At 57.4% G+C, this 20,564-nt stretch carries 21 protein-coding genes and 2 pseudogenes; 10 read left to right on the top strand and 13 right to left on the bottom strand.

From position 1 onward, the window contains the following. Positions 1–20: 20 nt before the first annotated feature. The 3 genes from LRS53_RS22735 to LRS53_RS22725 form a co-directional block, all read right to left on the bottom strand. Entirely contained in the window at positions 21–815 is a 795-nt protein-coding gene (locus LRS53_RS22735) for a hypothetical protein (RefSeq protein WP_231357409.1), read from the bottom strand. 114 nt (positions 816–929) lie between these two features. Beyond that, positions 930–1,226, bottom strand: coding sequence for a hypothetical protein (locus LRS53_RS22730; protein ID WP_231357408.1), 297 nt, complete (start codon positions 1,224–1,226; stop codon positions 930–932). 338 nt (positions 1,227–1,564) lie between these two features. Next, positions 1,565–1,927, bottom strand: a complete 363-nt coding sequence (locus tag LRS53_RS22725) for a hypothetical protein (RefSeq protein ID WP_231357407.1) — start codon at positions 1,925–1,927, stop codon at positions 1,565–1,567. 297 nt (positions 1,928–2,224) lie between these two features. On the opposite strand from LRS53_RS22725, the gene LRS53_RS22720 reads away from it, so the two are divergent. Both LRS53_RS22720 and LRS53_RS22715 read left to right on the top strand, forming a co-directional pair. Continuing rightward, on the top strand, positions 2,225–2,824 hold the full coding sequence (locus LRS53_RS22720) for a hypothetical protein (RefSeq protein WP_231357406.1): 600 nt from the start codon (positions 2,225–2,227) through the stop codon (positions 2,822–2,824). 225 nt (positions 2,825–3,049) lie between these two features. Continuing rightward, entirely contained in the window at positions 3,050–3,313 is a 264-nt protein-coding gene (locus LRS53_RS22715) for a hypothetical protein (protein WP_231357405.1), read from the top strand. A 9-nt stretch (positions 3,314–3,322) separates the two neighbouring features. Here the strand turns inward: LRS53_RS22715 and LRS53_RS22710 are convergent, their stop codons facing one another. Together LRS53_RS22710 and LRS53_RS22705 are read right to left on the bottom strand one after the other, a co-directional pair. After that, positions 3,323–4,297 (bottom strand): DNA replication terminus site-binding protein, encoded by a 975-nt coding sequence (locus LRS53_RS22710; protein ID WP_231357404.1) that lies wholly within the window; start codon positions 4,295–4,297, stop codon positions 3,323–3,325. Between the two features lie 401 nt (positions 4,298–4,698). Beyond that, positions 4,699–5,412 (bottom strand): LysR substrate-binding domain-containing protein, encoded by a 714-nt coding sequence (locus tag LRS53_RS22705; protein ID WP_074585321.1) that lies wholly within the window; start codon positions 5,410–5,412, stop codon positions 4,699–4,701. A gap of 242 nt (positions 5,413–5,654) precedes the next feature. Between LRS53_RS22705 and LRS53_RS22700 the strand changes: the two are divergent. After that, a pseudogene (locus tag LRS53_RS22700) lies at positions 5,655–6,127 on the top strand (tyrosine-type recombinase/integrase); the annotation flags it as partial. A 39-nt stretch (positions 6,128–6,166) separates the two neighbouring features. Here the strand turns inward: LRS53_RS22700 and LRS53_RS22695 are convergent. Genes LRS53_RS22695 through LRS53_RS22675 form a run of 5 tightly spaced genes read right to left on the bottom strand, consistent with a single transcriptional unit; the run spans position 6,167 to position 7,928 of the window. Beyond that, positions 6,167–6,538 carry a hypothetical protein gene (locus tag LRS53_RS22695; protein ID WP_023294894.1) on the bottom strand — a complete coding sequence of 124 codons (372 nt, stop codon included), beginning with the start codon at positions 6,536–6,538 and terminating at the stop codon, positions 6,167–6,169. Next, positions 6,535–6,861, bottom strand: a complete 327-nt coding sequence (locus tag LRS53_RS22690) for a hypothetical protein (RefSeq protein WP_000091614.1) — start codon at positions 6,859–6,861, stop codon at positions 6,535–6,537. Before LRS53_RS22690 ends, LRS53_RS22695 begins: the two co-directional genes overlap by 4 nt. A 23-nt stretch (positions 6,862–6,884) precedes the next feature. Continuing rightward, positions 6,885–7,220: a hypothetical protein gene (locus LRS53_RS22685; protein WP_000741275.1), complete on the bottom strand. Its 336-nt coding sequence runs from the start codon at positions 7,218–7,220 to the stop codon at positions 6,885–6,887. Positions 7,221–7,234: 14 nt separating this feature from the next. Then, entirely contained in the window at positions 7,235–7,570 is a 336-nt protein-coding gene (locus LRS53_RS22680; RefSeq protein WP_203788597.1) for a helix-turn-helix domain-containing protein, read from the bottom strand. Further along, positions 7,551–7,928, bottom strand: coding sequence for a type II toxin-antitoxin system RelE/ParE family toxin (locus LRS53_RS22675; protein WP_203788600.1), 378 nt, complete (start codon positions 7,926–7,928; stop codon positions 7,551–7,553). Before LRS53_RS22675 ends, LRS53_RS22680 begins: the two co-directional genes overlap by 20 nt. A 191-nt stretch (positions 7,929–8,119) precedes the next feature. Here LRS53_RS22675 and LRS53_RS22670 point away from each other — a divergent pair, with 191 nt between their 5' ends. From LRS53_RS22670 to LRS53_RS22655, 4 genes and pseudogenes are all read left to right on the top strand, one after another. After that, complete coding sequence (locus LRS53_RS22670; RefSeq protein WP_010465829.1) at positions 8,120–8,722, top strand: recombinase family protein; 603 nt, start codon at positions 8,120–8,122, stop codon at positions 8,720–8,722. After that, the gene (locus tag LRS53_RS22665; protein ID WP_010799689.1) at positions 8,706–11,735 is read left to right on the top strand and encodes a Tn3 family transposase; all 3,030 of its coding nucleotides are present in this window, start codon (positions 8,706–8,708) and stop codon (positions 11,733–11,735) included. Before LRS53_RS22670 ends, LRS53_RS22665 begins: the two co-directional genes overlap by 17 nt. Before the next feature lie 32 nt (positions 11,736–11,767). Beyond that, positions 11,768–11,950: pseudogene (locus tag LRS53_RS22660) on the top strand (tyrosine-type recombinase/integrase); the annotation flags it as partial. 104 nt (positions 11,951–12,054) lie between these two features. Beyond that, positions 12,055–12,306: a hypothetical protein gene (locus LRS53_RS22655; protein WP_017638774.1), complete on the top strand. Its 252-nt coding sequence runs from the start codon at positions 12,055–12,057 to the stop codon at positions 12,304–12,306. A 51-nt stretch (positions 12,307–12,357) separates the two neighbouring features. Here the strand turns inward: LRS53_RS22655 and LRS53_RS22650 are convergent, their stop codons facing one another. After that, entirely contained in the window at positions 12,358–13,134 is a 777-nt protein-coding gene (locus LRS53_RS22650; protein ID WP_017638775.1) for a cation diffusion facilitator family transporter, read from the bottom strand. 68 nt (positions 13,135–13,202) lie between these two features. Here LRS53_RS22650 and LRS53_RS22645 point away from each other — a divergent pair, with 68 nt between their 5' ends. From LRS53_RS22645 to LRS53_RS22635, 3 genes are all read left to right on the top strand, one after another. Further along, positions 13,203–13,634, top strand: a complete 432-nt coding sequence (locus LRS53_RS22645) for a MerR family transcriptional regulator (protein WP_017638776.1) — start codon at positions 13,203–13,205, stop codon at positions 13,632–13,634. A 360-nt stretch (positions 13,635–13,994) separates the two neighbouring features. After that, complete coding sequence (locus tag LRS53_RS22640; protein ID WP_143008583.1) at positions 13,995–15,401, top strand: AAA family ATPase; 1,407 nt, start codon at positions 13,995–13,997, stop codon at positions 15,399–15,401. Beyond that, positions 15,385–16,041 (top strand): HNH endonuclease, encoded by a 657-nt coding sequence (locus tag LRS53_RS22635; RefSeq protein ID WP_074585320.1) that lies wholly within the window; start codon positions 15,385–15,387, stop codon positions 16,039–16,041. The genes LRS53_RS22640 and LRS53_RS22635 overlap by 17 nt, the downstream gene beginning before the upstream one ends. A 325-nt stretch (positions 16,042–16,366) precedes the next feature. On the opposite strand, the gene LRS53_RS24075 is transcribed toward LRS53_RS22635, so the two are convergent. Both LRS53_RS24075 and LRS53_RS22630 read right to left on the bottom strand, forming a co-directional pair. Beyond that, entirely contained in the window at positions 16,367–16,537 is a 171-nt protein-coding gene (locus LRS53_RS24075) for a LysR family transcriptional regulator (protein ID WP_257706770.1), read from the bottom strand. 1,059 nt (positions 16,538–17,596) lie between these two features. Continuing rightward, positions 17,597–20,563, bottom strand: a complete 2,967-nt coding sequence (locus LRS53_RS22630) for a Tn3 family transposase (protein WP_001138070.1) — start codon at positions 20,561–20,563, stop codon at positions 17,597–17,599. Between the last annotated feature and the right edge of the window lies 1 nt (position 20,564).

Raw genomic sequence — 20,564 nt, 5'->3', positions numbered from 1 at the left:
CCCGCATTGCGGGCCTTTTTTTAGTGGTAGCGGTTTGGGTCGCTGATGCTGTGATTACCCTCTAGGTTTCTCATAACTTCTTGAGGGGTGTGATACACGCTTATTTTGAATGGGTCCGCTGAATCTAATGGATCAGGATGTTGGGATGATAGGTCTTTGAATTTTGGATCGATAAGTACCGAGTGAACGGATGAACTCGACGAGTTTGACATTTGAAGCTGCGATACAAGCATTACCAGCGAAAGCAAGAAGTAAAGCATAAAAACTGCCGCTGGTGGCTGGAAGACCAGAAGGGTTTCCACTCCAATAATTGTCATTACCGGTATTGACACTAACGTCACTACACTTTGGACTCGGTGGGTTAAATGCATAGTCAGTGATGCAATCAGCAATGAAGTTAACGTGTAGAAGTAAACTAGCTGCGGGCCTGCTAAAACGTCTGCATTGCAATAGGTAATGCCGTAGAAAGAAAGGCCTATCAGTCCTAAGTGCCGGCATAGATTGGCAGCGGGGCGATTGATGATTGCGTTTTCTAGAGAGCAAAGTGGGCGAAAGGCCGGAGGAATGCGAGGCTTTTGTACTTCCTGCTCAATATAATCTGAAGCGTTGACTGCGAATGCAATATCTTCCTGGCTTACATTGGTCAGCGATGCTACGAACTTCACGCGCTCGACGGTTCTACGAATCGATGGGGCGACGCTGCTAAATCTATCGATCTGAAAGGTATATAGATCGATAGTGTCTGCTGGAAGGCCAAGATAGCCTTCTAGTAAAGCTTCGATCTTTCTGACTTCGCCAGCAATAATGGGGTGCATAGTGCGCCTCCTTGATTGATAGGCTAATGGTAACGCACAGTTCAAGAACGCAAGGGTCGCTTAGCCGCCGTTCGCGCCGCTGATGCGCCCTTCCCTCCGTGCTCTGAGCCGCCGCTAATGGGAGCCAGGCTCTGCGCCAGGCGTGGCGACTTGATCGCGTGCGAGAGGGTTCGCCTCGAAATGGCCGATAGCCACGCGTGTCGCTTCAGCAAAGCTTGCGATGGACAGCGCGATCCACTGAAGATGTGGCTCGACCTCGTCATCCAGATGATCGACTGACACCGCATAGCCGCCGCCCCAGCTAGAAGAGTCCTGGATCTGGATGCGTGTCGGCGCCCCGCAGTGCTGGAGCACGAACTCAGGGTCGCTGGCATCGGTCCCGATTCGCTTCTTGAAGCTGTACTTGGTCATGTGGTCGTCCGCTGGTTGGGGTGACTGTGTGCCTCAGCAGAACGTAGCCGACGTGGTGGAAATGCAACCCCGGCCGCGGCGCTAATCCTCCATGCGAGCGCCTAGCTCGCCCAGGGCCTCATAGGCGACGCCGCCGTGCCGATAGGTTGAGCGCAGTTCGCTCGCTGGCCTGCGGCCGCTGGCGTAGAGGTTGCGCTCTGTCCAGACTTCAGCCGCGCCTTCACATCGCCGCGCTGGCGGCCGCGCGCGGCACGATCACAGTTGTGAAGCGCGGATACCTTGGACTCCGCCTCGCCGGCGAGCAGGAACACCGACAGGTTGGCCTTGATGATGGCGTCTCACTTCTCGCCGCGCTCACCGAGCCAGAGCGTGCAGCGTGGATGTGGCGCCACGACCTGATGCTTAATCAGCACCTGGTCGTCCGCGAGGTTTGCGATCGTGCGCAGATCCTCGTACTCGGGCGTCTGCTTGATCGGTATCCCTTGCTGGTGCGCCCTACTTCCGGCCTGCTCCTGCAGCTGCGCACGCACGGTGGCCACCGGCACTCGCTGATTGCTAGTGGTGTGGTCAGTCCAGTTGAATAAGGTCCGCCGCAGCGCGTCATTGAATGCGTGGATGGTGCGCTGCAGCTGCTTGGTGATGACGCCGGCGCCCAGGGCGCGCCGGAGCAACCGCGGCCGCATCTCGGACGTGTAGCCCAATGCGCTTCAGATCGCTTCATTCGAGGCAGTGACCGCCTGCTTGGTGGCCCTTGCGCCCGCCGTTCGACCATCGATACTGGATTTAAAGGGGCTTTTGCATAGCGTTAGCGAGGTCCATCGCCTTTGTCGGGACATCCAACCAATCGAGTAAAAAAAACGCGCTTTATGATTCAATACATACGTGATACTGGTCGAAAGATCAGTCGTATGAAGCACTCAAGGGCAATAGCAACATCTAGAAGATTCGCGATTTTTGAGCAACTGCCCCTATTGAAAATCGCGCGAAAGGGATTCCATATGACCTTTAGACTGCTTTTGACAGCCGTCACCATCGCTTCAACCAGCCTGGCCTTTGCCGACTCAACCTTGTGGGTTGCGAGCGATCGCGCCGCCCGTCATACCTGCCCATCGGAAAAGTGCGGTACCGCCGGCGTGTTGATGTTTAGGGAAGGGGTAGAGGTCTTTGAGCGTAAGGGGGATTGGGTTCGGATCACCAAGCCATATTCGGCCTCTTGCTACTCAGGCGTCAGTGAATACGTGAAGAGTGGCAACAGCGCCTGCACACCTTCTAATGGCATAGTAAATGGGCAGTTCGCGGAGTGGGTCAACACGAAGGCACTTACTGCGAACCGTCCAGCCGATCCTGCCGAGGGTACCGAAGGTGATGACAAGTTGGTTAGTGGTTCTGACGACTATCGACGCTACGGTGAACAGTTCAGGAAGGCAGCGCGCGAGCTAATAGACCAGGGGACTTGCACTACATCTGACTTTCAAGAAACCGGCGGCTGGATGGCATCGAACTCGAAAGGTCAGAGCGTCTATTTCACCTATTGCGGGGGAATGACCGTAGCGAACCGTCTTTATCTTGATGCCAAGACCGGGCGGGTCTTCCGATAACCCTGATCAATAAAAAGGCTAGGGGTGTGCGGCGGCAGCTTCATCTGCACCTCCACCTGCATTGCTCGGTCGTCAGCTGGACGATGCGGTCTAAGGGCAGCCTCGTCCCCGTAGAGGGCACGCTGTGCTAAAGGAGCGCTCGCCAGTCACGCTGGGGCGTGAAGGATTTCTATTGCAGCGCTGCCCGCTGTCAGCGTCGTGTGGAAGCCGCAAAAGGATGCCCGCATGCTAACGAATCAAGAGATCAAACGGGCCGCGTTGCTCGTAGTGGTCGTGAGCGTTGCGAGGGCGCAGTTGCGAAAGCGGTGGCCTGATCAGGTGCGACGGTGGGAGCACCTGGTCGATCTCTCGATCTTCGTGATGGTGATCTTTTTGATGATGGCAGCCCTTTCCAATCTAGGCAGGGAGCCGGGCCGACCGATGCCTGCAGGGCCGACCCGGATTGCCTCCGTGGCGGTGACGGATATCTTGCTCGGGAGCCACGGCTGACCGCAGGCGCTAGGCCGGTGACTCGTAGGTGATGCCGCCCAGCCGATAGGTCGAAGGCGTCCTGAGTGGCACCCGATTACCCTCCACCACCTCCATCTTCTGGCCACCGGTGGGCAGATAGAGGTTGCGCTCCGCCCAGACCTCCGCCCGGGCCTTCACATCGCCGCGCTGCCGGCCGCGGGCGGCGCGATCAAAGTCCCGCAGTGCGGAGACCCTGGGCTCAGTCTCGCCGGCGAGCACGAACACTGGCAGGTTGGCCTTGATGATGGCGTCCCACTTCTCGCCGCGCTCACCGAACCAGAGCGTGCAGCGCGGGTGCGGCGCCACGACCTTGTGCTTGATCAGGACCTGGTCGTCCGCCAGGTTCGCGATCGTGCGCAGATCCTGGTACTCGGGCGTGTGCTCGATCGGTATTCCCTGGTGCTGCGCCCTGCTTTCGGCCTCCGCCTGCAGCTGCTCGCGGACGGTGGCCACCGGTACCCGCTGGTTGCTGGTGGTGTGGCCAGCCCAGGTGAACGAGATCCGGCGCGGCGCGCCGTCGAAGGCATGAATGGTGCGCTGCAGCTGCTTGGTGGTAATGCCGGCGCCCAGGGCTCGCCGCAAGAGCCGCGGCCGCATCTCGGGGGTGTAGCCTAGGGCGACGCGAAGCGCCTCGATCTCGTCGGTGACAACCTGCTTGCTCGCATTAATGGCCAACACCTGTGGCAGCACGCTCGCCTGCAGGCGGAAGTAGCCCGGCAGGCGCATGACGGTGCCGGCGGCTTGGCCAACGTCGCGCTGGTGGCTGGCCAAGGCCGCGGTGGCCAGCGCGATCGCAGCCTGGCCGTCGACCTCCTGGACCTCGAGGACGTCAGGCGTCTTCTGCTCATTCAGCAGCGGCACCTGCCACACGCGGCCGTCGACCACCAACCCTGGCCAGGTCGAATTGAAGCTGGCCAGCTGCTCGACGAGCACCTGGTGCGCACGCTGGATCCCTTCGTACATGGCGGTGCCCTCCTCACGGGCGACGTTTCCAACCACAGAAATATACCACCCCTGTACAACGCAAGCCCCTATCCAACCTCTCCCCCTTCCACCCCAGACCGCTCTGCCCCCTTTCCTTCCTTCTTTTCCTTCTCTTTCTTCCTTCCCTTTCCCTTCTATCGCGCGCGGGGCGCGGGCCGATAATGGGGGGAGCCCGGGTGGAGGGGGTGCAGGGGGGATTGGAGTAAGGGGCACGTGCAGGGGTGGTATATTTTCGGAAGCGAATCCGGTGCTTAGCTGTAGCTGCGCTGGTTACCTTAGAGAGGTACTGCCAACGAATAACGGGCGCGCTTCCTGTAGATTCACAAGAAAGGACTATCAGCTGTTACCGCTCCTATCACCCTCTTCATCCAGTGAGATATCTATAGATATCGCTTCACGAGCTTCAGGTCCCTCGCCAACTGGACCCGCATGAAAGCCAGCAGCTTTTTAGCCGACTCCGCGAGTGGTTTCCCTGGACGAAATAGGAGAAGGCTTCGCGTTCGAATATCGAGATCGAACGCCTTGACCACTACCCCGCGATCAATAAAATCCACCGCAGCCAAAGGTTTGATGAAGGCGATACCAATACCCTGCGAAACCGTACTGCAGATCGTGTGTGCATCGGCCGTCTCGACACGGACGTTGAGCGAAACGTTTTCCAGGTCGAGTGCCACTTCTAAGCAACGCCGGCCACTGTCCTCCGGATTGAGGGCGATAAAGTCGTAGCCACTCAGGTCCTTGGCACAAATCGAAGACTTGTCAATCAGCGGGTGCCCCTTAGGCAAAGCGATCACACCAGGTTCATTGATGAGTTCGGAATGTTCGAGCCTAACCACAGGCATTTCATCCGCCATCACCCCGAAGTCGCAAAGACCGGCGGATACCTCTTGATGTACCTCTCGCGAGCTTTGCACACGTAAGGACACGCGAATATCCCGCTCCGCTAGATCAAATTCCGCCAGCGCCCGAGGCGTGAAGGTATTGCCGACCACGGGATGCACCGCAATGGCCAGCCTTCCAGTACCGGATTGCTTCAGGCTCTTGATCCGGTGCTCGATGGCATCCATGCCCACGAACAGCTTATCGTCCACCATCAGGGCGTGCGCTTCCTCGGTTGCGACCAGCCGGCCACCCGTTCGGTGAAAGAGCTGGATTCAGTCGCTCCGACCATTCCCTTGTTTCTGGTTGCCCCAAGTGGTACTAAAAACAGCCTCAAAAGCCCGCCCAGTGCGGGCTTTGTTGTTTCTGGTGGTTCCATGTAGTCTCTGGTCATTCCACCGCACCGTGTATGCCGATGTGTATGCCGCGGGAAAATTCGAACCAAAGGCATACAAGGATGAAGCGCCAGGACATCAAGCGTCGCTCCCTCTCCGATACCACCCTCTCCAGCCTCGAGCCTGAAGCCGCTGTCTACCGCGAGCAGGATGGCAACGGCCTGTACTTCCGCGTCAAACCCAACGGCCAGAAAAGCTGGGAGCTTCGCTACAACAAGCCCGACGGCAAATGGTCTTGGCTTGGCCTGGGCGCCTACCCTGCCGTGACCGGTGCCGCCGCCGCACCAAGGCTGCGGAGCTGAAAGCCGAGGCCGCCAGCGGCAAGAGCCCTATGGTGACCAAACGTGAGCGCAAGGCCGCCGAGGCGCTGGCCGCAACCAACACCTTCGAGAAGCTGGCTCGCGAGTGGTATGACGCTCGCAAGCCGCGCTGGGAGGAAGGCACCGCCCGACGAATCATCGGCGCCCTCGAGCTGCATGTCTTCCCGGCCTACGGGCCGCGTCCCTTCACCGACATCATGCCCATCGAGTGGATGGGGTTGTAAGCCGGAAACCCAGAAATTTCCGTCAGCCGATCAACATGGCTTGTCTCGCGCTTGGTCGATGAGTTCCTGCATCGCCCGCATGACTTCTTCGTGGGTGTACGACTTGGCGTTGGGGTCGTCGGCCTCTCGGAGAGCTTCCTCGACCTCGCGGGTCATCCGCGCATATTCTTCCGGCCACAGCGCTTGCTCCATGCGCAGCGACGCCTGCCCAAGCAGGTGCAGCAGGCCGAACAGCCGCATGTCATTGGTGGCGACGACGTGCTCTCGAATCCGCTCCTGGATCACCTCGCAGGCCCGATGCGCCTCTGGCGTCGCCGTGCCCTCGTAGCCGGCTGGGAGTTCTGCTTCTTCAGCGATTCGCGCCCAAGCGATAGCCAGCGCCTCGATGGTGGACAGGTTCATTTGCTCATCCACTTGCGCAGCAGACGCTTTTTCAGGGAGGCGCGCTCTTGCGGATTGCGTCCCTTGTGGTTGGCAATGCGATCCGCCGTGGCGGCCTGGCGCTTGATGGGCCAGTAGGAGCGGCCATCCTTACCCATCGACCAGACGTTGCTGACCTGGTTTTCCAGTAGAGGCAGATGGGCGCATAGAGCTTCCGGCGACGCGCTGGCCAGCGCGGTGCGCTCGTGGGTTCGCCAGCGCTGATGCCAGAGTTTCTTGTCCTCGCGCTCGCTACGGCAGGTCGTGTGCCCAACGATGGGCGTTTTGCGGCGGCTGCGGCTCATGATGTGGTTGTCTCCAAGAACATTCAGGACAGGCTTTCTGGGTAGAGCGCCGTCAACCGGGACAGGGTTTCTTGCACTTGTTCCAGCGAGGTCATCAGATGATCAACCTGATCCTGAAGATCCACGGCGAGATCAAATAGCTCAGCCACTCGGCTGCGTGATCCCTCGTTGAACGCGGCCATTGCCAGTTGATGCAGCTTCAACAGGTCGGTGCGCAGTTGCGGAGGTGCGCCGTCTGCGCTGTCATTCAAATCGCCGCGCAGCACGTCCACGGCATCGACTGCACGCAGCAGTGCCGTGGTATCGAAATTCTCGGGAGTCAGTTCGTCCCATTCGTCGTCGGTGATGCGGGCTGCCATCAGGAGAGCTCCGATTAAGCGGTTGCGAGCGTTAGATGCCCGATCGGCTCGGCTGCTGGCCGTACCTTGATTTCGATGTCGTAGCCGAGGCGATTCAGACAATCCATCAGCTTGCGTTCGGATAGATTGGTGAAGTCGCCGCGCATCATGCCCGACACCTTCGGTTGCGGGATGCCCATGCGTTTGGCCGCCGCTTGTTGAGTCAGCCCAAGGGCGCGCATGGCCCTCCTGATCTCGACCACCAGGCCGGTCTTGATCTTGAGCTTTTCAGCGTCAGGCAGTCCAAGGTCGGCAAAGACGTTGCCCGAGCTGCGCTGAACCTCGACGCCTTCAATGATTCCTTTTTGCATTTCGTAGCTCCTGTGCCAATACCTCGGCCACCTTCAGCCGAGCGCGGATGATGTCCATGTCGGCCTTTGGCGTGGCGATTCCGCTCTTGCTCTTCTTCTGGAAGCAGTGCAGGACGAACATCGCTTCCGCAAACTTGACCGTGTATACCGCTCGATAGGTGCCGCCGGCATCGTCTTCGACGACCTCCAGCACGCCGGCACCACCGAACCCCTTGAGCACCTTTGCTGCGTCATCCTGATCGCCTATCTGCGCCAACGAGAGCGCGTAACCGAAACGGCGACGCACGTCGGACGGCAACGCCATCAAATCCTTGTGGCTGCTCGCGATCCATTCGAGCGGTTTTTCTTTGTTTGTCATGACGGAATTTTATACCTGTTCAGGTAATGATGTAAACGCGGCAACCTCAAGGAGGTGTCGTAAAACATTTGTTTTGCGACAGGCTGTCAGCCGCCGCTGTGCTACCTGTGCAACACCCCCTCAAAAATGTACGGAAAACTCTATCGCTATTCACTATTATGCGGAAACCTGTTTTTGATGGTTATCCGCCTATGTTGGTTGGCTACATGCGCGTGTCGTCGGACTCCGACCGCCAGAGCACGGACTTGCAGCGCGACGCGCTGCTCGCCGCCGGCGTCGATCCGCGTCACCTGTTTGAGGATCGTGCCTCTGGCGCGAAGGATGACCGTGCCGGCTTGGCGCGGGCGCTTGAGTTCGTTCGAGCCGGCGATGTGCTGGTGGTGTGGAAACTCGACCGGCTCGGTCGCTCGCTGTCGCACCTGCTCGCCATTGTGACTTCGCTCAAGGACAAGCGGGTGGCGTTCCGCTCGCTGACAGAGAACCTGGACACTACGACGCCCTCGGGCGAATTCCTGTTCCAGGTGTTCGGTGCGCTCGCGCAGTACGAGCGCGCCTTGATTCAGGAGCGCGTCGTCGCGGGCTTGGCCGCCGCACGCAAACGCGGCCGGATCGGCGGCCGGCCGCAGGCGATCACTGGTGAGAAGCTGGACGCCATCGTCGCCGCGCTCGATGGCGGCATGTCTAAGGCGGCGGTGTGCCGCAACTTCAATGTCAAGCGCACTACGTTGATCGAAACATTGACGCGAGCAGGTTGGCGTGGTGCGGGAAGGACGGTCGATGAGCAACAAGAATAAGCTACTCACCGTCTTTTCTGACGCAGAGCAGGAAGCCTTGTACGGCCTACCGGACTTCGACGATGCTCAGCGGCTGGAATACCTGGCGTTGACCGAATCTGAACTGGCGTTCGCCAGCAGCCGGCCTAGCCTGCAGGCCCAAGTCTATTGCGTCTTGCAGATCGGCTACTTCAAGGCCAAGCATGCTTTCTTCCGCTTCGATTGGCATGAGGTCGAGGACGATTGCGCCTTCGTGCTGAGTCGCTATTTCCACGGCGAAGCGTTCGAACGCAAGGCGATCACCAAGCATGAGCACTACAGCCAGAGGGGTCAGATCGCCGAACTGTTCGGCTACCGGTCGTGGGCGGCTAGCTTCCTGCCGCAACTGGCACAGCAGGCTGAACAGATCGTGCGGCGCGACGTAATGCCAGGATTCGTGGCCGCCGAACTGATCGTTTGGCTCAGCGAGCACAAAATCATCCGGCCCGGCCACACCACCTTACAAGAGCTGGTCAGTGAAGCCCTGTCCACCGAACGCAGGCGCTTGGGCGGCTTGCTGGCAGAAGTGTTGGACGAATCGGCCAAAGCTGCGCTGGGCCAGCTCCTGGTGCGTGACGACACCCTGTCTCAACTGGCAGCGCTCAAGCAGGACGCTAAAGATTTTGGCTGGCGTCAGATGGCAGGGGAGCGCGAGAAGCGCGCCACGCTGAAGTCCTTGCACGGGATCGCCAAGGCGCTGCTGCCCAAGCTCGGCATCTCGCAGCAGAACCTGCTGTACTACGCGAGCCTGGCGAACTTCTATACCGTCCATGACCTGCGCCACCTGAAGGCGGAGCAGACCCGGCTCTACCTGCTGTGCTATGCCTGGGTACGTTACCGGCAGCTCACCGACAACCTGGTCGACGCGATGGCCTTCCACATGAAAAAACTTGAGGACGAGAGCCGCACGGGTGCGAAACAGTCCTTTGTCGCCGAACAGCTGCGACGCCATCAGGAAACGCCGCAGGTTGGCCGCCTGCTGTCGCTGTACGTGGACGACAGCGTGGCCGATCCGACGCCGTTCGGCGAGGTGCGCCAACGCGCCTACAAAATCATGTCCAGGGAATTGCTGCAAAACACGGCGCAGCGCATGAGCGTCAAGCCACTGAACAAACTGGCGCTGCACTGGCAGGCGGTGGACGGCCTGGCCGAACGCATTCGACGCCATCTACGGCCGCTGTACGTCGCGCTCGACTTCGCCGGCACGGCCCCCGATAACCCATGGCTCGCGGCGCTGACTTGGGCCAAGAGCGTGTTCGCCAAGCAGCAGCGCCTATCACAACGGCCACTCGACGAATGTCCGGCGGCAACGCTGCCGAAACGCTTGCGTCCGTACCTGCTGATGTTCGATGCCGAAGGCACGCCGACAGGCCTGCATGCCGATCGTTACGAATTCTGGCTTTACCGTCAGGTCAGGAAACGCTTCCAGGCGGGCGAGCTCTACATTGACGACAGCTTGCAGCACCGGCATTTGTCCGACGAGTTGGTTTCGATGGACGAGAAAGCCGCTGTGCTCGCGCAGATGGACATCCCCTTCCTGCGGCAGCCGGTCAGTGCCCAGCTCGATGCACTGGCGGCCGAGTTGCGTGCGCAATGGGTGGCGTTCAATCGCGAGCTGAAACAGGGCAAGCTGACGCACCTGGAATACGACAAGGACACGCAGAGACTGACCTGGCGCAAGCCCAAGGGGGAGAACCAGAAGGCGCGCGAGCAAGCTCTCTACGAGCAACTGCCATACTGCGATGTCGCCGACGTGTTTCGCTTCGTCAACGGCCAGTGCCAGTTCCTGTCGGCGCTGACACCATTGCAGCCACGCTATGCGAAGAAGGTAGCCGACGCCGACAGTCTGATGGCGGTGATCATTGCCCAAGCCATGAACCACGGCAACCAGGTTATGGCACGTACCAGCGACATCCCGTACCACGTCCTGGAGAGTACCTACCAGCAGTACCTGCGCCAGGCGACGCTACATGTGGCCAACGATTGCATCAGCAACGCCATCGCCGCACTGCCGATCTTCCCGCATTACTCGTTCGACCTCGATTCGTTGTACGGTGCCGTTGATGGGCAGAAATTCGGCGTCGAGCGACCAACTGTGAAGGCGCGCTACTCGCGCAAATATTTCGGCCGCGGCAAGGGCGTCGTCGCCTACACGCTGCTGTGCAATCACGTGCCGTTGAACGGCTACCTGATAGGCGCACACGAGTACGAGGCTCACCACGTGTTCGACATCTGGTACCGCAACACGTCGGACATCGTGCCGAGCGCGATCACCGGCGACATGCACAGCATCAACAAGGCCAACTTCGCCATCCTGCACTGGTTCGGACTTCGTTTCGAGCCGCGCTTCACCGACCTCGACGACCAGTTGCAAGAGCTGTATTGCGCCGATGATCTGGCATTGTACGAGAAATGCCTGATCCGGCCGGCTGGCCAGATCGACCGGCAACTCATCGTCGGTGAGAAGGCGAACATCGACCGAATCGTCGCCACACTGGGCCTGAAGGAAATGACGCAGGGCACGCTGATCCGCAAGCTGTGCACCTATACGGCGCCGAACCCGACGCGGCGCGCAATCTTCGAGTTCGACAAGCTCATCCGCAGTATCTACACACTGCGCTACCTGCGCGACCCGCAACTGGAGCGTAATGTTCACCGCTCGCAGAACCGCATTGAGTCCTATCACCAGCTACGCTCGACCATCGCCCAAGTCGGTGGGAAGAAGGAATTGACCGGCCGCACCGACATCGAAATCGAGATCAGCAACCAGTGCGCCAGGCTGATCGGCAACGCGATCATCTTCTACAACTCGGCGATCCTGTCCCTGCTGCTGACGAAGTACGAGGCAGCTGGCAATGCCAAGGCGCTGGCGTTGATCACGCAGATGTCGCCAGCGGCCTGGCGGCACATCCTGCTGAACGGGCATTACACCTTCCAGACTGACGGCAAGTTCATCGACCTGGATGCGCTCGTGGCGGGACTGGAGCTGGGCTGACGGAAATTTCTGGGATTCCGGCGTACAACCCCTGGATGGAGTTTTTAAGGGGCATGGAGCGCAAAGGCATCATCGACCAGATGGGCAACGTGCGCCGCTTCTGCAAGGAGATCTACGACCTTGCCAGGGTCACCGGGCGGGCCACGCACAACCCGCTTGAAGGGCTGCACCGGTTCTTGCAGACCAAGCCGGCCAAGAACTACGCCCACGTCTCGCCGCCGCGTCCGCTGCGATGTTCGCAAGCGACGAGGGCCGCGCCTGGCTACAGCTGGCAGGACGTCAGCAGGCACGGCACCTCCGCGCAGTCCTAGGCGAAGGGATGGTCGCTAGCAGCGATTGCGAGCAAGCGGCCCGAGGACGCTTCGAACGTTTGCTGGCAAAGCTGGTGGACGCGGCTGGGATCGGGCTCGAGCCGGCCGACACAGATCCGCACGAACAGGCGCTGCAGGTGCTTCCCGCCGTAGCCTACGAACTCACGGGCCAGGAAGCATCGAGTCCCACAATGCTCGCCCGGAAGCGGGCCAACCTACTTGTGCTGCTCGAGGAGAAAGGCCAGCAGCGCACCGCCTAGCTCTTCCTGGCCAGCGACAGGCCGCCTACGGGCGGCCTTTCTCATTCGACGTCATTCGCCACACCTGCCATTGGAGGAGCAGCAAGCAGCTACCGAAGCGCGATGTTCAGGCTCAGCGATGACAGCTAGCGCCTTACTTCCGCAGCATGAAGGCGCAGGGTTATCTTGCATTGAAGCGGGTCGTGCCTCCTGTGGCCGTGCAACCTGCCCTTCCGCACCACGGCGCCATGCGCCGTAGGCTTCACGACTAACCTGCCAAGCCGAGTGCAGGAACAGCGCGGCGATGGCAAGGCCGACCAGGACGTCTGGCCAGAGGCTGCCAGTGACAGCCACCAGGACGGCGGCCAGCACCACGCTGGTATTGGCGACCAGATCGTTCCGTGAGCAGATCCAGGTGGACCTCATGTTGAGATCGTCCGCCCGATGGCTGTACAGCAGATAGAAGCAGTAGGTGTTGGCCAAGAGTGCAACAAGTCCGACAGTGCCCATCCAGTCAGCCTGGGGCACCTCCTGCAAGATCACCTTGCGCACCGCGTCCGCAATCACCAGCACGCCGAACAGCAGCATGAAGCCACCTTTCACCAGGGCAGCACCAGCGCGTGCTCTATCGCTCCGATGCAACACGAACAGCGTCAGGGCATAGACCGAGGCATCGCCGAACATGTCCAGGGAATCCGCTAGCAGCGCCGTCGAGCCGGCCAGCCAACCGGCAGTGAACTCCACCCCGAACATGACAGCATTGACCGTCAGCACGATGTAGAGGACTCGACTCTGCCGACTCCGCAGCTGAGCCAGCTCACCAGCCTTGTTTTCGCAGCAACTGTCCATGGCAACCTCTCTGCAACACTCAGGATTTGGCTTAGGCTGAGGGTTATAGTCACTATAAGGTCAATGCCATGAACGCTTCTGCCTACACCATCGGTCAGCTAGCGAAGGCCACGGATACCAAGACCGTCACCATCCGCTACTACGAAAAAGAAGGCTTGCTGCCGACCTCGATGCGCTCAGCATCTGGCTACCGGCTGTACGGCCCGGCCGAACGGGATCGGCTGCTCTTCGTCAGACGTGCCCGCACCCTGGGCTTCAGCCTTGAAGAAGTCCGTGAGCTACTCGGCCTGGCGGATCGGCAGCAGGCGCCTTGCGATGCCGTGGATAGTCTGGTTGCAGAACACCTACGACAGGTGCGGCAGCGCCTTGCCGACCTGCAAGCCCTAGAGGGCGAATTGCAACGTCTATTGGCGTGCTGCCACGGCGGGACCATATCGGAATGCCGGATCATCGAATCCTTGGCTGGCGTCTCGAAAGCAGAGGGTTTGGCGGTGCCCTGACGGCGGCCGACAAGCGTTGCGTTCCCAGGTGAACGCCACCGGCCACCACAGCCTTATCACCTGGCGCGCGCTGTTGTCCTCCCGCCACACCTGCGGGCTAAATGTGTCGGTTTTTCTGCACCCCTGCAGGACGAACGTTTCCACATGGGACGTGGCTTAGACTATTGTTTGATAGGCAACGAAAAACCTGCAAAACCCTGCACCACCATGGGATTTTCCGTCGCCGCTCACCAAAGCGGATTCAATCTGCACGATGATGAGCGCCTCGATGAAGCAACCGTATAGGCAGCTATCTAGGATAGACCTAACAGTTATCGAGAGGTACCAACGGCCCTAATATTGGCATAGCAAGGAATCAGAATGGGACGCATCATCGAATTCCCCTTTGAAGATAGGTTTATACCGCTAGCAGAGAAGAGCCTATTTGAAGATGAAAACTGCTTTTCAATTATTATTGGAAGAAATGGTACAGGAAAAAGCAGACTCTTAAGCGAAATCGTCTCTAATTACTCAAAAATGATTGACGAGAAAAGCACTTATTTTTTTCGTGCCAATGACTTTATTCCATCAAAGATTTTGGCCGTATCAACTAGCCCTTTTGATAAATTCCCCAGCGTACCCAGGAGCAAAACTACTAGCTTCCGCTCAATATATTCTTATATTGGCATGCGCAGCTCCGGCATGTATGCGACGAATGCCATGGCCTTGATGTCATCAGCCACCAAAGGACTAATAAACAAGTATCTAGAGTCTGAGAGACACGAAAATTTAAACGAAATATTCAGACTATTGAAAATTGAGGCAAAACTAAGCTTTGTTTTCAAATTAAACATAAACAGAAAAATTGCTATAAAGGATCCCGAAAACCCGGATCAAAGATACTTTGTCGACTACGAAGATGTAGGGATATTGCTTACGGACACCCGTGGCAACGCAATAGACGATAGTTTTGAAGAAATACTTGAAGATCGCATATTTGAAAACTTTAGATCTTTACCGCAAGAGATAAAAAACGACATAGCACATGCTCTGAATTACACAATGGAAAGGCTGGACACCAAGAGAGACAGCCTATTCAAACTAGACTTTGACTATATAAGCAGATACCGAGAAGGATTTATTGACAAGCATTTCGCTATGGCTGTGCTAACTTTGCTAAATCACAACATAGTAAAACTTTTTGATTTAAAAATCTGGAAAGAACACGAGCCCGGTGACACTCGAGAATTGTCCCTAAGAAGGGCCAGCTCCGGCGAACAATGCATGCTCGTAATGACACTAGGCATTGCCGGACAGATCGAACATCGATCCTTGATATTAATAGATGAGCCGGAGATCAGCTTACATCCAGCTTGGCAGGAACAGTTCATAAAAACTCTAACGACTGTTTTCTCTCAATACAAAGAGTGCCATTTCATAATAGCAACGCATTCACCCCAGATTGTTTCTCGACTTTCTGCCGAAAACTGCTTCATAACAGTGATTGACGAAAACAAACTCCATCGATCAAATGATTACCTAGAAAAATCCGCAGATTATCAGCTGGCAGAGCTTTTTGACGCACCTGGGATAATGAACGAGTACATCACCAGATTAGCGTTTTCATTGCTCACAAAAATCAGATCGGAAAAAACCATATCCGACCAGATAAAAGCCGAGATGAGAAAGCTACAGACAATGCAGCGCAAACTGGAAGCAGCGGATCCAAATTTTGAGCTGATCAACACTGTTGTGGATGTGTGCCAATACTATGCCACTGATAAATAACCATTATATTTTAGACGATGAGGATAAACAGATAATTAGCGATTTAGTCGCACAAGAGGGACACAACCATAAAGACTGGTCTAAAGATGAGCTAATGAAGTTACGCAGTAAAGTCCGTGAATTTTACCGTCTTGAGCAGAAAGGAGTATGTCCTTACTGCAAGGGAACTTTGTCCGTAACTGCCGCAGGAAACGCGACTGTGGAGCACATATTGCCAAAATCGAAGCATGTAGCGTTTCTATTTGAACCCAAAAATCTATGTGTTATCTGCGCAGACTGCAATCTTGCAAAAAATGATAAAGCCATTCTAAACGAGGAAGAAACGGAAACTCTTAACGGGGATGCTACAAATTATCCAAAATCCTCTGAGCGTTTCAAAATTGTTCATCCGTCGATAGACGAATACGACGAGCATATAAAGGTACATCGAAACAAGCTTTACTCCGACAAAACTGACAAGGGCTGGTTTACAATCGGCATCTGTAAGCTTAACAGATACACCAGAAAATTCGGGTTTGAGCCTGAAGCATTATCAGACTACGCACTATTCGAGCAACTACAAAAGTTCAAGGATGGAAGTGAGGCGGAACGCGATGAAGTAATGAGAAAGCTCAGAGCATTAATCCCCACAAACACGTAAGCCCTGTAAAATTGAATGACCATAACAGACAATGAGGATTGTGATATTTAGCAAATTCTTATTAATCAGCAATCATACTGCGGAGTTACTCCCGACGCTCATTTCAAATTAAGCCACCAAAGAGTCACACAGAAATTCTCTAGCTTATAATAAACTTAATTAATTATTAAAATTTGTCTTTAGTCGTTGTGGACCACAGAAGCAATGGCTGTCACTCGAATAGACCGCAAGCAGCCACGTTCTAACAAAGATTCGGTTCCTTCCACGAAAAGAAAAGACCTTGGAACCATCAGATCCAGCTCAGCTTATCAGCAACCGTGTATGCCTACTTGTATGCCTCGCCACCCGACGCCCAGCCAAGAGCAGTCATTAAGCGGCCTTCAAGGTTAAGTGTTGACGTAGTCGCTGTTTCTAACTTGCGAATCGCCTGGCTGACAGCGGGCTGGCTTACGCTCAATACCCGTGCCGCCTTGCTGGTGCTGCCAGCGTTCTCGATTAACTTTATTACACCTATCTAAACCTCTTATATTAAAGCCATAGTGTCAGTATAACTTAATCTCAAGCGACACTCGTATCACATAGTCACCAGCTATTCGATGCTACTTCATAGCTTTCTGAATACATGCCACAGCTATCTATACAACTTTAAGAGACCGTACTGAGCATGTGATACTTATAGAAAATGCCGACATTAGTCCGATGACCGTACCCATAGTATGATCGAGACGATGGATCAGTATCAGCTAATAGGCAATCTTTAGACACCCTATTTCATCTGCCTCCGAAGAATCAAAAGATGTGCAGATTGATAACCGAAGCCACTCAATTATCAGTTTTTTTGTCAAGCTTTGTATTCTCTTTTTCTGTTAATGCTCGATGATAAGCACGATCTCTATCAACCCTACCTTGGTCCGCGCGGAATTGCTCGTTTCGTTGTATCGACCGCTCTGCGCCATCAGCAGCGTACAGCAAGCTAGATACGGAAAAAAGGAGCGTTACAAAAGCCATTTTTGCTAAAATCATAATTTAAGCCCTTAGGTTTTAACTCTGAAAACCAAACCACTTCAACTGACTCTAGGTTAAGTTGAGGGAGAATTTACAAGATTATCAGCCTTCGACAGGCTAATTAATAACCAGAGGCACAGCCAGCAAAACTGGCTGTAGCCGTCAACGAATCAATGACCTCAACTTTTTAAATATCTAATTCGTATTATCCTGAAACCGCGCATCAACAACATGAAACCTTTCAGACTTGAATGGCACCCGAACCCTCCCATCGGCCCCACTACTAAGTAAACGATTTACACGCTCGGCATCAGCGGGAATGCTTGGATAGCGACTACTAGCAACGTTAGCCGCCGAGACAAAAGAAGAAAAAATAAGCAAAGAACCTAAGACCGCCTGTTTATATCTCACAACGGCACCTCTATCATTTGAGTTAGTCGAAATCCAAAACCTTGACCTTACTTTACCTAGAACGCATATCGAGAGAATGACGTTGCAATTACAAAACTGTTATGAAGGGGTCGCCTCAGAAAACGGAAAATAAAGCACGCTAAGCCGGTTGCAGCGGTCGTAGCGGCCTGAACTTGCCCGCGCCGATCTTGGCGCTGCTGCGCCAGAGGTAATCGCCGGTGAGGTTGATGTGCTCCCAACCGAGCGGCGACAGGTACTGCAACAGCGCGTCATCAACGGCATGGCCGTTGCCACGCAGCGCGTGCGCAGCCCGTTCCAGATAGACCGTGTTCCACAACACGACGGCAGCCGTTACCAGATTGAGGCCGCTAGCCCGGTAGCGCTGCTGCTCGAAACTGCGGTCGCGGATTTCACCCAGGCGGTTGAAAAACACTGCCCTGGCCAGCGCATTGCGCGCCTCGCCCTTGTTCAGGCCGGCATGCACGCGGCGGCGCAGTTCCACGCTTTGCAGCCAGTCCAGGATGAACAGCGTGCGCTCGATGCGGCCCAGCTCGCGGAGCGCCACGGCCAGGCCGTTCTGGCGTGGGTAGCTGCCGAGCTTTCGGAGCATCAGGGAGGCCGTCACCGTGCCCTGCTTGATCGAGGTGGCCAGCCGCAGGATTTCGTCCCAATGGGCGCGGACGTGCTTGATGTTGAGCGTGCCGCCGATCATGGGTTTCAGCGCGTCATAGGCGGCGTCGCCCTTCGGGATGTAGAGCTTGGTGTCGCCCAGGTCGCGGATGCGCGGCGCGAAGCGGAAGCCCAGGAGGTGCATCAGGGCGAAGACGTGATCGGTGAAGCCCGCCGTGTCGGTGTAATGCTCCTCGATCCGCAAGTCGGACTCGTGGTACAGCAGGCCGTCGAGCACGTAGGTCGAATCGCGCACGCCGACGTTCACGACCTTGGTGTGAAATGGCGCGTACTGGTCAGAAATGTGGGTGTAGAACGTCCGCCCTGGGCTGCTCCCGTATTTCGGGTTGATGTGGCCGGTGCTCTCGGCCTTGCTGCCGGTGCGGAAGTTCTGGCCGTCCGACGATGAGGTGGTGCCGTCGCCCCAGTGCTCGGCGAAGGGATGGCGGAACTGTGCGTTGACCAGATCGGCCAGCGCCGCCCCGTAGGTTTCGTCGCGGATGTGCCAGGCTTGCAGCCAAGCCAGCTTGGCGTAGGTCGTGCCGGGGCAAGACTCCGCCATCTTGGTCAGGCCCAGGTTGATCGCGTCGGCGAGGATCGTGGTCAGCAACAGGTTCTTGTCTTTGGCCGGGTCGCCCGATTTCAGATGCGCGAAATGCCGAGTGAAGCCCGTCCATTCGTCCACCTCCAGCAGCAGTTCGGTGATCTTGACGTGCGGCAGGATCATTGCCGTCTGGTCGATCAGCGCTTGGGCGGTGTCGGGTACCGCCGCGTCGAGCGGCGTGATCTTCAAGCCTGACTCGGTGATGATGGCGTCCGGCAGCTCGTTGGCCGTCGCCATACGGTTGACGGTGGCAAGCTGTGTTTCCAGCAGCGTCAGCCGGTCGTTCAGGTACCGGTTGCAGTCGGTGGCCACGGCCAGCGGCAATTCGCTGGCCTGCTTGAGGCTGGCGAATTTCGCGGGCGGCACCAGGTAGTCCTCGAAGTCCTTGAACTGGCGCGACCCCTGCACCCAGATGTCGCCGGAACGCAACGCGTTCTTCATCTCCGACAGCGCGCACAGTTCGTAGTAGCGCCGGTCGATGCCGGTGTCGGTCATGACCAGCTTCTGCCAGCGCGGCTTGATGAACTCGGTCGGCGCGTCGGCGGGCACCTTGCGGGCGTTGTCGCTGTTCATGCCGCGCAGCACCTCGATGGCGTCGAGCACGTCCTTCGCGGCGGGAGCGGCCCGCAGCTTGAGCACGGCAAGGAATTCCGGCGCGTAGCGGCGCAGCGTGGCGTAGCTTTCGCCGATGCGGTGCAGGAAATCGAAGTCCTCGGGCTGCGCAAGCTTCTGCGCTTCGGTGACGCTCTCGGCGAAGGCATCCCAGGACATGACGGCCTCGATGGCGGCGAACGGATCGCGGCCCGCCTGCTTGGCCTCGATCAGCGCCTGGCCGATGCGGCCGAACAACCGCACCTTGGCGTTGATCGCCTTGCCGGACGCCTGGAATTGCTGCTGATGCTTGTTCTTGGCGGCGTTGAACAGCTTGCCCAGGATGCGGTCGTGCAGGTCGATGATTTCGTCGGTGACGGTGGCCATGCCCTCGATGGCAAGCGCCACCAGGGTGGCATAGCGTCGCTGCGCCTCGAACTTGGCCAGGTCGGCGGGCGTCATCTGGCCACCCTCACGGGCGATCTTGAGCAGGCGGTTCTGGTGCACCGACCGCTCGATGCCAGAAGGCAGGTCGAGCGCCTGCCACGCTTTGAGGCGTTCGATGTGTTCCAGCATGTGCCGCGAATTCGGTTTGACGGGCGATTGGCGCAGCCAGGCCAGCCAGGTCGTTTTGCCGTTGTCCCGACGCTTGAGCAGATCGTCGAGGCGGCGGCGATGCGCGTCCGACAGCGGTTCGGCCAAGGCATCGTAGATGCGCCGGTTGGCGCGGGTGATTGCTTCGGCGCTCGCCCGCTCGACGGCGTTGAGGGCAGGCAGAATGACCGACTGCTGCCGCAGGTGCTCGATCAAGGTGCTGGCCAGCACGATGCCCTTGTCGGTCTGCAAGGCCATCTCGGTCAGCAACTGGACGGCCTGCCGGTAGTGGCCCATGGTAAAGGGCTGGAAGCCGAACACCGTTTGCAGTTCGACCAGGTGCTCGCGCCGGGTCTGCTCCCGCTGCCCGTATTCGTCCCAGCTTTCGACGCTGACCTTGAGCTGGTCGGCGACCAGTTTCAACAAGGGCGGAAACGGCGGCTCATCGACGCCCAGGATGACACCAGGAAAGCGCAGGTAACAGAGCTGCACGGCGAAGCCCAGCCGGTTGGCCGGGCCGCGCCGCTGCCGGATGATGGAGAGGTCGGTTTCGCTGAACGTGTAGTGACGGATCAACTCATCCTTGGTGTCCGGCAACGCCAGCAGGCTTTCGCGCTCGGCGGCGGACAGGATTGAACGACGTGGCATA

Origin of the sequence: Pseudomonas sp. PLB05 (genome assembly GCF_021106615.1) — a bacterium.
In the GTDB taxonomy this organism is placed as follows: domain Bacteria; phylum Pseudomonadota; class Gammaproteobacteria; order Pseudomonadales; family Pseudomonadaceae; genus Chryseomonas; species Chryseomonas benzopyrenica.
Note: the sequence above shows the minus strand (reverse complement) of the source record. Positions and strands in the feature narration are given on the sequence as shown.

What these genes read in the sequence shown, in the direction of transcription:
- LRS53_RS22670 (WP_010465829.1), top strand. Translation starts at nt 8,120, where the DNA reads ATGTTGGTTGGCTACATGCGCGTGTCGTCGGACTCCGACCGCCAGAGC.
- LRS53_RS22715 (WP_231357405.1), top strand. Translation starts at nt 3,050, where the DNA reads ATGCTAACGAATCAAGAGATCAAACGGGCCGCGTTGCTCGTAGTGGTC.
- LRS53_RS22675 (WP_203788600.1), bottom strand. Translation starts at nt 7,928, where the DNA reads ATGACAAACAAAGAAAAACCGCTCGAATGGATCGCGAGCAGCCACAAG.
- LRS53_RS22635 (WP_074585320.1), top strand. Translation starts at nt 15,385, where the DNA reads ATGCCACTGATAAATAACCATTATATTTTAGACGATGAGGATAAACAG.
- LRS53_RS22680 (WP_203788597.1), bottom strand. Translation starts at nt 7,570, where the DNA reads ATGCAAAAAGGAATCATTGAAGGCGTCGAGGTTCAGCGCAGCTCGGGC.
- LRS53_RS22685 (WP_000741275.1), bottom strand. Translation starts at nt 7,220, where the DNA reads ATGGCAGCCCGCATCACCGACGACGAATGGGACGAACTGACTCCCGAG.
- LRS53_RS22695 (WP_023294894.1), bottom strand. Translation starts at nt 6,538, where the DNA reads ATGAACCTGTCCACCATCGAGGCGCTGGCTATCGCTTGGGCGCGAATC.
- LRS53_RS22655 (WP_017638774.1), top strand. Translation starts at nt 12,055, where the DNA reads ATGGTCGCTAGCAGCGATTGCGAGCAAGCGGCCCGAGGACGCTTCGAA.
- LRS53_RS22730 (WP_231357408.1), bottom strand. Translation starts at nt 1,226, where the DNA reads ATGACCAAGTACAGCTTCAAGAAGCGAATCGGGACCGATGCCAGCGAC.
- LRS53_RS22640 (WP_143008583.1), top strand. Translation starts at nt 13,995, where the DNA reads ATGGGACGCATCATCGAATTCCCCTTTGAAGATAGGTTTATACCGCTA.
- LRS53_RS22645 (WP_017638776.1), top strand. Translation starts at nt 13,203, where the DNA reads ATGAACGCTTCTGCCTACACCATCGGTCAGCTAGCGAAGGCCACGGAT.
- LRS53_RS22630 (WP_001138070.1), bottom strand. Translation starts at nt 20,563, where the DNA reads ATGCCACGTCGTTCAATCCTGTCCGCCGCCGAGCGCGAAAGCCTGCTG.
- LRS53_RS22710 (WP_231357404.1), bottom strand. Translation starts at nt 4,297, where the DNA reads ATGTACGAAGGGATCCAGCGTGCGCACCAGGTGCTCGTCGAGCAGCTG.
- LRS53_RS22705 (WP_074585321.1), bottom strand. Translation starts at nt 5,412, where the DNA reads ATGGTGGACGATAAGCTGTTCGTGGGCATGGATGCCATCGAGCACCGG.
- LRS53_RS22665 (WP_010799689.1), top strand. Translation starts at nt 8,706, where the DNA reads ATGAGCAACAAGAATAAGCTACTCACCGTCTTTTCTGACGCAGAGCAG.
- LRS53_RS22690 (WP_000091614.1), bottom strand. Translation starts at nt 6,861, where the DNA reads ATGAGCCGCAGCCGCCGCAAAACGCCCATCGTTGGGCACACGACCTGC.
- LRS53_RS22735 (WP_231357409.1), bottom strand. Translation starts at nt 815, where the DNA reads ATGCACCCCATTATTGCTGGCGAAGTCAGAAAGATCGAAGCTTTACTA.
- LRS53_RS22650 (WP_017638775.1), bottom strand. Translation starts at nt 13,134, where the DNA reads ATGGACAGTTGCTGCGAAAACAAGGCTGGTGAGCTGGCTCAGCTGCGG.
- LRS53_RS22720 (WP_231357406.1), top strand. Translation starts at nt 2,225, where the DNA reads ATGACCTTTAGACTGCTTTTGACAGCCGTCACCATCGCTTCAACCAGC.